The sequence below is a fragment of the Streptomyces sp. NPDC005794 genome (genome assembly GCF_042871445.1).
Lineage (GTDB): Bacteria > Actinomycetota > Actinomycetes > Streptomycetales > Streptomycetaceae > Streptomyces.
In genome coordinates this window covers 154,652-164,159 of sequence record NZ_JBIAIN010000020.1, presented here as the reverse complement: position 1 = coordinate 164,159, position 9,508 = coordinate 154,652, and the positions used below count along the sequence as shown (strand labels likewise).

The window sequence follows — 9,508 nt, the reverse complement described above, 5'->3', positions numbered from 1 at the left end:
GTCCAACTCCACCTCCTCGATCTCCTCGATACCGACATCGGACAAACCCGCTGGCCACAGACCTGAAACGGTGACCCGCGAAGTCCGGGTCTAGGACAGCGTGTGACCTAAAAGGCGTCTAGCGTCATCACCGCGTTGAGGCACTCGCACTCCAGGAGGCAGGTCAGATGTCCGTCAAGCCGGTTCCCCAGGGCTACAGCACCGTGACGCCGTGGATCATCTCGCGCGACACGGTGCAGCTCATCGACTACATGAAGAGGGCCTTCGGCGCAGAGGAGCTCGCGTGCCTTGCGGGCAAGGACGGGGCCATCGAGCATGCGGAGGTACGGATCGGCGACTCCGTGGTGATGATGTTCGACGCGCGGTCGGAGTGGCCGCCGACTCCTGGCTTCCTCCGCCTTTACGTCGACGACGCCGATGCCGTGCACCGTCAGGCGGTTGCGGCCGGCGGCACCTCGGTCACCGAGGTCACCCACCTGTTCTTCGGAGACCGGGTCGGGCGGGTACGCGATCCACTGGGCAACCTGTACTGGATCCAGACCCGTGTGGAGGACCTGAGCCCGCAGGAAATGGAACACCGCCTCGACGAACCGGAGTTCACCAAGGCCATGGAGTACGTCCAAAGCGCCGACTTCTTCCCCGCCCGAGAAGCCAACCTCGGCTGACGTCCAGGAACGAGAAGAGGGTGTCCAAGATCCTTCTGTGGCGAACGAGAACTTGGACACTCGAACGGCAAGGCGGACGCACCGATCACTGAGCACATCGGACTTGTTCGTCCAGGCGCTGCCGGTGACGACCACAGGCAAGCCGTGCCAAGAGACTGACGCTGCCGCCTGGTCCATGGGCCGGCGCGACGGACCCCGGCCGCCGGGCCGTGAAGCAGCCGACCGCCGCTCGACGAGCGCACCGCGTCTCCGCGAAAAAGGGAGACGTCCTCCAACTCGGCCAGGGCCCTCATGTGCTCATCGTCAGGCAGCTCGATGTCCACAAAACCGCAGGTCAGGCCGACGCCCTGAACGGGCGTGTACATCCTCTGCTCCCACCCGCTGCCGGTGACGCGCTTCAGTCGGTCTTCGCCGACTCGTCGAAGAACCTGACGATCCGGGGCAGGGCTTGCCGTACCGATCCGTTGTGGTCGTAGTCGCCGACGTCGGTCAGTCGGTGTGCGGCGCCGTTCCTCGTCAACTGGTCGGCACAGTACGTCGCATGACTGAGGTCGACGTCCTTGTCGCCCCGGCCGTGGAAGATCTCCACCGGTACGTTCGGCTGCCAGTCGCACGTGTTGTCCATCGGGCGCAGCTTGTCCTTCAGGACACCGTCGGGCCTGCGGATCTTGTTCAGGAAGTCCTCCGTGAACAGGTCCTTGGAGGCTGCCGGGAGTTCGCTGACGATCTGCTCGGCAGTGTGATGGCCGTCGAAGAGACCCTCGACCTTGCTGTCGTAGGGGGAGCGGAAGACGTCGCCGGGTGACGCGTAGAGGCCGTACATCTTGTTCCAGGCGGTGACGAAGTAGGCGAGGTAGATGCCGGATTTGGCGATCCTGTCGTCGGCCGCGGCGGCCTCGAAGGCCGAGAGGTTGTAGGGGCCGCTGACCGGGGCGAGTGCCCCCAGCCGGAAGTAGCGGTCGGCGCCCTTCTGCTGAAGCGCCCGGCCTACCAGCATGGTCGCGGGGCCACCCTGCGAGAACCCGCTGACCTGGACCTTCCGCTTCAGCTCCCGGCCGTTCCAGTGGGCGAAGGTCCGGGCCGCGCGCAGACCGTCCACCGAGGCCGCGACGGTGGCCCGAGGGTCACCGTAGGGGTGGAAGCCTTCGCCCGAGCCGAGGCCCACGTAGTCGGGCGCCGAAACGGCCCGCCCGGTTGAGGCGAACAGCAGAGCGACGAGCCGGTCGTTCGACTTCGGATTCTCCGAGGCGACGTCCTTGCGGTGGACGGTGGTGCCGTGCAGCCAGGAGACGGTGGGCAGGTGGCGTGCCCCGTTCTTGGGCAGGACGACGAGCTGGCTCGCGGTCGTGGGGGCGCCCGCGCTGTCAGTGGTGCGGTAGGTGACCCGATAGCCGGTCACGCCGTAGCGGACCTGGGAGGAGTCGATCTTTCCCTGGAGTTCCCCGGCCACTTCCTCCGCTGTGAGGTCGGCCGCTTGCTCGACGCTGACGACAGTCCCGCCTTGTGTCCGCTCGCTGTGGGAGCCGACCGCCGCCGAGACTGGAGCCAGCAGGGCGGACACACTGCCGAGAGCCGCCGTACCAGCCAGAATCCGGAATCTGGTTCGCCGTGAAGTCATGGATGGATCATGCCCGTCGGCCGCTCCGCTGGGACATGGAGCGACCCCCCGGGCTGTGAAGGGGGAGAACCCCCTCAGGGTCCGTAGGGGATGCCGAATGCCTCTTCCCCTGCGGGTCAGGTCGGGGCGCCGGAAATAACGCTGTCACCAGCCGCACGCGACGGGTGTGCCGATGGCCTTGCGCGCGATGGAAGCGGTTCCTCGCTTCGGGTGGCGCGACACCGCGGGCGCCTACTGTCAGACAGGTGGCCAGTTTCGCAGCGCCATGTCGGCCACCTGCTGGAGTTCGGAGCGGGTGGCGCCACCGGCAGCCTGGACGGCGATGCCGTTCGCTACGGTCATGACGTATCGGGCGAGCAGTTCCGGGTCTGCGCCGGAGGGCAAATCACCCTCGTCGACGGCCCGCTGGAACCGGTGGCAGAGGCTGGCGCGGGCGTCGTCGCGCCAGGCGATCAGGGCGTCCTGGGCCGGCCGGCCGGAGTCGCCGGAGGCCAGCGAGCCCTGCACACCCAGGCATCCGGCGGGGCAGCCGGGGCGGGTCGTCGTACTGACCGAGCCGGCGAGGAACGCCGTGGCCTTCCTCGCCTCTGCGGACAGCAGCTTCGTGCTCGGCACCACCCTGCACGTCAACGGCGGCGAGAACCAGTTCTGACCCTGCCATGCGGCGTCCCGACCTGCCGTGGGCGAGTCGCCGCCCGCGGCATTCCGCCTGGCCGACACGAGCATCCGCGCAGCACGCCCGGACCGGGCACGGAGCGCAAGATCCACCCCGACCGACAGTGGCCCTGCACTTCGGGCACGGATCACGCTCGACGAGGTCGGCGGGTCGGTCTCTTCCTGATGGCCTGTGTCCGGCCCTGTTTGGCCTTGCTCGGGCATAGGCTCGTCGTTTGTGAGCGGGCGGAGTGCCGGGCCATGCGCGCGCCGCCGTCCGGACCGCACGCCATGGCCGGGCCCCACTGTCTCCTCAGTCCAGGTCGGACATGTCGAGCACGAAGCGGTAGCGGACGTCGTTTCGCCGGAGACGGTCGAGTGCCGTGTCCAGCTGTGACGACGGGAGTACTTCGATGTCGGCGGCGACACTGTTGTCGGCGCAGAATTGGAGCATCTCGGCTGTCGCCAGGCGGCCTCCGCTGCCCGCGGAACTGAGCTTCTTGCGGCCGATGAGCAGGTCCGTGGTCTCGACGGTGATGGGGCCCAGGTACCCGAGGAGGCTGAGGGTGCCGTCCATCGCCACCAGCTTCAGATACGGGGCGAGGTCGTGAGGGGCGGAGATGGTGTCGATGACGACGTCGAAGGTGTCGCGTGCCGTGGCCATCCGCCGGCCGTCGGTGGAGTCGATGAGGTCGTGAGCGCCGAGCTTGCGGGCGTCGTCGCGCTTGTCCTGGGTGCGGCTGATGACGGTCGTGGTCGCGCCGAGTGCCACGGCCATCTTGACTGCGAGGTGGCCCAGGCCGCCGAGCCCGGCCACGGCGACGCGACTGCCGGGGCCCACACCGAGGTGGCGCAGGGGTTCCCAGACGGTGACGCCGGCGCACATCAGCGGGGCGGCTGCGGCCGGGTCGAGGCCGGAGGGGAGCGGGTAGGCGAAGGTGTCCCGCACGACGTACTCGCGGGAGTAGCCGCCCAGGGTGGTCGACCCGTCCTGGCGGTCGGTGCCGCCGTAGGTCAGAGTCGGGAAGGAGTGGCAGAAATTCTCCTGTCCGGCTTCGCACATGGCGCACACGCCGCAGGAGTCGACGATGTTGCCCACCGCGACACGGTCGCCGACCGAGAAGGTGGTCACCTCCCGTCCGATCCCTGCCACCACGCCGGTGAATTCGTGACCGGGCACCAGGGGCGCTTTCGTGTGCTGGTCGTAGGCGTGCAGGGCGTGTACGTCGCTGTGGCACACGCCGCAGTAGTCGACCCGCACCGCGATGTCGTCCGGGCGCAGGTCACGGCGCTCCAGCGACGTGCGCCGCAGCGTCGTCGGACCGGTCGCCTGCCATCCGGTGGTCGTTCGCATACGCACTCCCTTAAACAGACTGTTCGGTCTGCCGCAGTGTAAACACGACCCCGCCCCGAGGCAAACCAACTGTTCTGTTTGGTAGGCTGCGGGCATGCCGGAACAGCCCCAGACCCCGCGAGGCGCCGCGACCTACCAGCGCATCCTGGACGCCGCCACCGAAGAGTTCGCCCAGCACGGCATCGCCGGCGCGCGCATCGAACGGATCGTGACGGCAGCGCGCACCAACAAGGCACAGCTCTACGCCTACTTCGGCGACAAGGAGCGACTCTTCGACGCGATCTTCCTCAGCTCTCTGGAGCGCATCACCGACGTCGTGCCCATCGACGCCGACGATCTCGCGGCGTGGGCCGTTCGTCTCTACGACGAATACCTGCGCCGCCCCGACCTCATCCGGCTGGCGACCTGGACACGACTGGAGCGCCGGCCTGCCGGGCACCTCGTCGAGACCCACCAGCGCTACGACGACCGCAAGCTCACGGCCATCGCCCAGGCCCAGGCCGCCGGGCGGGTCCGCGCAGGCGACCCGTTCGACATCATGGCCATGGTCATCGCCATGTCCATGGCCTGGTCACCGGTCAGCAACGTATACGCGGCCGGCAGCCAAGAACCCGATGACGTACATGACCGACGCCGCGCCCTGCTCCGCGAGTGCGTCCGAAGCGCCACCGCGGCCGGCAGAGGCGACGCAGCCCCCTCATGACCGCCACCCACACCCCTGGTGACGCTCACGCACGTTGCCTGGGCTCCGGCCAGGACCGTCCGCAAGCACGGGCCCTGCCTGCCGTCAGCAGGACGCTACGCATGGCCGGTGCCCCTGGCCCCGGTGCTCCGCCGGCTCTCCGGGGACCCGCTCGCCGGTCGGCCGGTTGTGATCGGGGATATGAGGAACCGACATGGCGCGTGCGCTGTCTGGTCAGGCATGGCAAGCATTGTGTTCATGGCACTGGCCGTTGCACCGTTCCTGACGCCCGTGGTGTTCGTGGTCGCCGCCCTGGCGGTCGTCCTGCGGGCCTACAAGCGGCTAACCAGCAGGATGTGGCATCTGCCGAGCCTCACGACTTCCGCGCTCGTCGCTGTGATGTCCGGCGCGGCGGCTTTCGGCGCCTACGCGTGGGGCGTGACGTCGGGGTTCTACATTCTGGATCCGGACCAGACGTGTGCGGCGCGGGGCGTGGCGGGCGACCACATCGTCACGCGGGAATCCCTGCCGGTCAGCGTGCAGTGCGTCACGCTGGACGGCGTGGGAACCGAGCTGGTGCCAGGTTGGGTGAATCCCGTGATCTTCATGGGGCTCGCGCTCCTCCTGCTCGCTCTCGTGACAGGAACGCTCGCATCGGTACGCCAACGCTCCTCACTCACGCCGACGCCAACCACCGGGTCGCCGACAAGTCTGCTTCGATGACAGTGATCGCGCTTCAGCCCCGTAGGGACCCAACCAGTTGAGCCGAAGCTCAGGAGTTGTCACCGGCAGAGCGGGATGAGCCGGCGCATTTACGTGGTCGAGCAGCCCGGTTGTCATCATGGCGGCACCCGGCTTGTCGCCCATGCTTGTTCAGCAGCCTTTCCTTCACCGGAGAAGAAGACGCCGCGCGGTCTGGAGGATGTCGGCGCCGCACGGTGCGCACGGGGTGCCTGACCCGGTCCAGGCCTACGAGACTCGTGGGCGATCCACCGCGATGCTGGTGCGGGCCCTGATTGAACGCGCGACGGCGTAGGAATCACGAAGCCGGCTTGTACGCGTCCCGTCCGGAAAGCCCGGGCCGCACCGGCACCGTCGTCGCCAGGGCCGAGGCCGGCCGACCACGTCGTGTCCGGACTGTCGGCCTCGGACCACAGCGGCCGGCTTGCGGCGTCCACCAGCAGCTTCCGGACGACTTCCGGAGAGGCGCTGACAGGTGCCTTGTGCATGGCACAAGGCGCCTGTGAGTGGATGCGGGCGGCGTCCATGGTCAAGAAGCGGTCGACACGTGAACGGCCGGCCAGGCAGATGTTGATCTGGTTGGGCGAGAGTTGGCGGCCCGGTGGCCGAGCGGCGTCCTGTACCGCCTCAGCGGCGTGGTCATCCGTCGAGGAAACGCAACAGCTCGGCGGTGACGAACCGGGGGTTCTCCTCGACGAGCCAGTGCCCGGCCTTCGGCACGTCCACCGCCCGCACGATGTTGGTCATGCGCGGGGCCACTGTGCCCTGGATCGCCTTGAGTTGTCCTTGGGCGGTCATCAGCAGGGCCGGGACACGTATCGGTGCTGTTGCCACGGTGTCGCGGACGTCTTCGTCGAGGGCGCGGTAGAGCTCGAAGCCGCCCGACAGGACCTTGGGCCGGCTGTAGGTTCGTGCGTATTCGTTGATCTCGGCGGTGGTGAACGGGGACCGGTCAGAGGTGCCACCGAACGCCGTGCCACCGAACGAGACCTGGGGATAGAACAGTGCCAGGTACTCGCGGACATCGTCGCCCACGACCGCCTCGGGGACCCGTCGCTGGGAGTGAAAGGCGATGTGCCAGCTCAGTGAGCGGTAGGTGGGTGCGTCGATCGCGGGCCCGGGCAGCGGCAGGTCGAGGTAGCCGAGGCGTGCGGTGTCGTCGGGGAATTGGCCGGCGTACTGGAAGGCCACCGCGGCGCCGAGATCGTGTCCGATGACACGGGCGTCACTCACCCCGAGCCGATCGGCGATCAGCGTGTGCACGTACCGTGCCAGCGTGGCTTTGTCGTAGCCGGTCGGCGAGCCGGTGCTGTCACCCAGTCCGGGAAGGTCGATGGCGTAGACGGTGTGGTGCTCGGCGAGTTCCGGCATGATCGGCCACCAGCTGTACCAGGTCTGTGGCCAACCGTGTATCAGTACGACTGGCGTGCCGCTGCCGCCGGTCACGTAGTGCATACGGACGCCGTCGACGTCGGCGAACTCGTGTCGGAAGGTGTTCTCGAACCGGGGATCGTCCTGGGTGACGGCGGCGTAGGCGGGAACGTCGTCGCCGGCTGTCGGCGTGGACATGGACGTGGAACAGGCTGCCGTGCCGATCGCGAACAGGAGGGCGAGCATCACGGTTGCCACCGTGTGTGCGGATCGGAGGAAGCGGCGTGGCAACGGCCGTGGTGCTGTGATCATGTGTTTCCGTCCTGGAGAAGATGGGTCAGCGGCCGGTCGTGCCGTCGATGGGTTCCCGGAGGATGTCAGCGTGGCCCGCGTGCCGGCCGGTCTCCTCGATCATGTGGGTGAGTGCCCAGCGGATGCTGGGAGCGGGGCGGTCCGGCCGCGGTCGGGGGACGGGTGCGCCGGGATCGGTGCACCCGTCGAGAACGTCGTTCGCGCGCTCGACCGCGTCTCGGTAGCGGGCGACGACATCGGCCACGCCGTCCGCCGGTGCGGCCTCGAACGTCGCCTGCCAGTCGGTGACGTCGTCCCCGAGGAACATCGAACGCTCGACGGAAGTCAGGTGGTTGAGCAGGCCGAGCAGGTCCGTGCCCGACGGCACCACGGCTGTTCGCACCTGCGGCTCGGGGGCACCGTCGACCTTCCCGGCGATCGAGGTCCGGAGGTGGTCGAGGAATCCGCGCAGGACGTCGAGCTCGCTGTTCCCGGTCCGGGGCGGCGGGGTGTCGCGGCGGCGGTCGCGGCGCGTGGTGCTGGGCATCATGGTCTCCCTTTCTTTGCCGGGGCGGGCGCCGACCGCCGTGTCAGGGGGTGCGGCGGACGAGGAGGACGTGGTCGATGACCTCGGCGGTGCGCCCGTCCGGTCCCGTCGCGATCCGGCGGGGTGCGTCGGCCCGCTCGACCGTCCATGTCTCCGGGGCCAGGTCGATACCTGCGGCGACTTCCCGTGGGCTCGGGTAGCGGAGGTCGGGATCCTGGTTCCACGACCACGGCGCGGCCGAGCCGTGGTCGACGACCAGCAGCCGCCCGCCCGGGCGCAGTGCGTGCGCGGCCGAGCGCAGGACGGTTGCCCGGTCCAGGTCAAAGGGGGTGTGCAGGTAGTGGGCGCAGATCAGGTCGAATCCGCCGGGCGGGAAAGACTCGTGCAAGTCGGCCCGCAAGGTGGTGACATGGCCGCCCAGGCCGTGTGAGCGGGCGAGGGCGGCGAGCCGCTCGACCGCCACGGCCGAGATGTCGGCGGCGGTGACCTGCCACCCCAGGCGGGCGAGCCACAGCGCGTCGCCGCCGTCGCCGCATCCGAGGTCCAACGCGTCGCCGGGCGGCAGGCCCGTCACCGTCTCGGTGAGGCGGGCATTCGGCTGCGGGTTGCCGGCTGCCGGCCGGGCCGCGTAGACGCCGTCCCAGAACGTGACTGCCTCAGTGGTGCTCATCAGGCTCCTTGTGTCGGTATGCGCTCAGTCTCACCAGGCGCCCCAGATCTGGCATGGAAACTTGCGGTTATGGCAAGATGCCCTGATGGATCACACGACGGACGACGACGTGCTTGACGCGGTGGGGCCGCGCCTTCGTGCACTGCGCCGTGCCCGCGGCATCACCCTCGCCGACCTCGCGGCGACGACCGGTACGTCGGAGAGCACCCTGTCCCGGCTGGAGAGCGGGCAGCGCCGGCCGAGCCTGGAACTGCTGCTGCCGCTGGCCCGTACCTATGACGTTCCGTTGGACGACCTCGTCGGCGCCCCGCGCACCGGCGATCCCCGGATCCACCTCAAGCCGATCAGAAGGTTCGGCATGACCTTCGTGCCCCTGTCCCGGCAACCGGGCGGGGTGCACGCGTTCAAGATGATCATTCCCGCCCAGCCGGAACCACTCGAACCGTCCCCGCAGACCCACGAAGGCTTCGAATGGCTCTACGTGCTCAACGGACGCCTGCGGCTCGTGACCGGTGAGCGCGACCTGACGCTGCCGGCTGGTGAGGCGGCCGAGTTCGACACGTCCTTGCCCCACTGGCTGGGCAGCGCCGACGGCGGCCTGGTGGAACTTCTCATCCTGTTCGGTCTGCAAGGGGTGCGTGCACACGTACGTACCGAGCCTCATCGATCCGATCAGGCCGGGAGCCGGCGGTGAACTCGGCGGGAGATGCTGTACGCGCGTCGGTGACGTCGGCTTTCTGACGCCCTGAGCGGACGCACGACAGCGCTCACACGGGCAGTTCACCAACGAGGCATGCGACGTGTCGCACCGCGCTGCCGGATGACGCGCTGTCAGTGGCGGTGCCGGTGTTTGAACGAGGGGTGCGGGCAGATGCGGATCATCTACCCGAACCGGAACAGCGTGATCAGCTTCCG

The 9,508-nt window shown here is 68.6% G+C and carries 9 protein-coding genes and 1 pseudogene; 4 read left to right on the top strand and 6 right to left on the bottom strand.

All coding sequences use genetic code 11. The features are described from left to right. The first annotated feature begins 167 nt into the window (after nt 1-167). Complete coding sequence (locus ACFYQ5_RS28605; RefSeq protein ID WP_389201667.1) at nt 168-665, top strand: VOC family protein; 498 nt, start codon at nt 168-170, stop codon at nt 663-665. A gap of 397 nt (nt 666-1,062) precedes the next feature. On the opposite strand, the gene ACFYQ5_RS28600 is transcribed toward ACFYQ5_RS28605, so the two are convergent. From ACFYQ5_RS28600 to ACFYQ5_RS28590, 3 genes and pseudogenes are all read right to left on the bottom strand, one after another. Then, on the bottom strand, nt 1,063-2,283 hold the full coding sequence (locus ACFYQ5_RS28600; protein ID WP_389201666.1) for an alpha/beta hydrolase family protein: 1,221 nt from the start codon (nt 2,281-2,283) through the stop codon (nt 1,063-1,065). Between the two features lie 237 nt (nt 2,284-2,520). Beyond that, nucleotides 2,521-2,859 (bottom strand): annotated as a pseudogene (locus ACFYQ5_RS28595) (TetR family transcriptional regulator C-terminal domain-containing protein); the annotation flags it as partial. A 391-nt stretch (nt 2,860-3,250) separates the two neighbouring features. Then, nucleotides 3,251-4,291, bottom strand: coding sequence for an NAD(P)-dependent alcohol dehydrogenase (locus tag ACFYQ5_RS28590; RefSeq protein ID WP_389201664.1), 1,041 nt, complete (start codon nt 4,289-4,291; stop codon nt 3,251-3,253). 94 nt (nt 4,292-4,385) lie between these two features. Here ACFYQ5_RS28590 and ACFYQ5_RS28585 point away from each other — a divergent pair, with 94 nt between their 5' ends. Together ACFYQ5_RS28585 and ACFYQ5_RS28580 are read left to right on the top strand one after the other, a co-directional pair. Continuing rightward, a complete protein-coding gene (locus ACFYQ5_RS28585) occupies nt 4,386-4,994 on the top strand; it encodes a TetR family transcriptional regulator (protein WP_389201663.1) in 609 nt (202 codons plus the stop codon). Nucleotides 4,995-5,231: 237 nt separating this feature from the next. Beyond that, nucleotides 5,232-5,696, top strand: a complete 465-nt coding sequence (locus ACFYQ5_RS28580) for a hypothetical protein (protein WP_389201660.1) — start codon at nt 5,232-5,234, stop codon at nt 5,694-5,696. 657 nt (nt 5,697-6,353) lie between these two features. Here ACFYQ5_RS28580 and ACFYQ5_RS28575 read toward each other — a convergent pair. From ACFYQ5_RS28575 to ACFYQ5_RS28565, 3 genes are all read right to left on the bottom strand, one after another. After that, nucleotides 6,354-7,331: an alpha/beta fold hydrolase gene (locus tag ACFYQ5_RS28575; RefSeq protein WP_389201677.1), complete on the bottom strand. Its 978-nt coding sequence runs from the start codon at nt 7,329-7,331 to the stop codon at nt 6,354-6,356. Between the two features lie 91 nt (nt 7,332-7,422). Beyond that, nucleotides 7,423-7,923 carry a DinB family protein gene (locus ACFYQ5_RS28570; RefSeq protein ID WP_389201659.1) on the bottom strand — a complete coding sequence of 167 codons (501 nt, stop codon included), beginning with the start codon at nt 7,921-7,923 and terminating at the stop codon, nt 7,423-7,425. Between the two features lie 43 nt (nt 7,924-7,966). Continuing rightward, nucleotides 7,967-8,593, bottom strand: a complete 627-nt coding sequence (locus ACFYQ5_RS28565) for a class I SAM-dependent methyltransferase (RefSeq protein WP_389201658.1) — start codon at nt 8,591-8,593, stop codon at nt 7,967-7,969. Between the two features lie 85 nt (nt 8,594-8,678). Here ACFYQ5_RS28565 and ACFYQ5_RS28560 point away from each other — a divergent pair, with 85 nt between their 5' ends. After that, complete coding sequence (locus ACFYQ5_RS28560) at nt 8,679-9,287, top strand: helix-turn-helix domain-containing protein (RefSeq protein ID WP_389201656.1); 609 nt, start codon at nt 8,679-8,681, stop codon at nt 9,285-9,287. Nucleotides 9,288-9,508 lie beyond the last annotated feature (221 nt).

Coding starts and splice junctions, on each gene's coding strand:
- ACFYQ5_RS28575 (WP_389201677.1), bottom strand. CDS start 7,331: ATGCTCGCCCTCCTGTTCGCGATCGGCACGGCAGCCTGTTCCACGTCC.
- ACFYQ5_RS28570 (WP_389201659.1), bottom strand. CDS start 7,923: ATGCCCAGCACCACGCGCCGCGACCGCCGCCGCGACACCCCGCCGCCC.
- ACFYQ5_RS28590 (WP_389201664.1), bottom strand. CDS start 4,291: ATGCGAACGACCACCGGATGGCAGGCGACCGGTCCGACGACGCTGCGG.
- ACFYQ5_RS28585 (WP_389201663.1), top strand. CDS start 4,386: ATGCCGGAACAGCCCCAGACCCCGCGAGGCGCCGCGACCTACCAGCGC.
- ACFYQ5_RS28565 (WP_389201658.1), bottom strand. CDS start 8,593: ATGAGCACCACTGAGGCAGTCACGTTCTGGGACGGCGTCTACGCGGCC.
- ACFYQ5_RS28580 (WP_389201660.1), top strand. CDS start 5,232: ATGGCACTGGCCGTTGCACCGTTCCTGACGCCCGTGGTGTTCGTGGTC.
- ACFYQ5_RS28600 (WP_389201666.1), bottom strand. CDS start 2,283: ATGACTTCACGGCGAACCAGATTCCGGATTCTGGCTGGTACGGCGGCT.
- ACFYQ5_RS28605 (WP_389201667.1), top strand. CDS start 168: ATGTCCGTCAAGCCGGTTCCCCAGGGCTACAGCACCGTGACGCCGTGG.
- ACFYQ5_RS28560 (WP_389201656.1), top strand. CDS start 8,679: ATGGATCACACGACGGACGACGACGTGCTTGACGCGGTGGGGCCGCGC.